The 317-nt window shown below is 66.6% G+C and carries 1 protein-coding gene; it reads right to left on the bottom strand.

The window, feature by feature from the left end:
- Positions 1-133: 133 nt before the first annotated feature.
- A partial coding sequence (locus SB786_RS35890) for a DUF1415 family protein (RefSeq protein ID WP_410731529.1) occupies positions 134-317 on the bottom strand: 184 nt, incomplete at its 5' end.

The following is a 317-nucleotide window of genomic DNA, read 5'->3' as shown; positions in this document are numbered from 1 at the left end:
AGCTGCGCGAGCGTTTCTTCGTCGACGACGGCGAGGCTTCGCCTGCCCAGGCTGGCGAGACAGCGTGAGCGCGGCGCGCTATCTGCGCGATTTCAGGTGATCGTGGGGATCGTCACCTGATCGGCAGGACGACTTACTGGTCGTCGCGCTGGCTCATCCACGCGCGCCAGCCTTCGAGACCGAGGCGGCGCATCGTTTCCTGATTGCGTTCGTAGATGTCGGCGGCGTCCGGGAAGGCGTCGGCGGCGCGCTCGATGCTCGCCTCGCGCAGCAGGTGCAGGATCGGATAGGGCGCGCGGTTCGTGTAGTTCTCGATG

Source organism: Burkholderia sp. SIMBA_062 (assembly GCF_046534765.1).
GTDB lineage: Bacteria > Pseudomonadota > Gammaproteobacteria > Burkholderiales > Burkholderiaceae > Burkholderia > Burkholderia ambifaria.
This window is presented reverse-complemented; position numbering and strand designations above follow the sequence as displayed.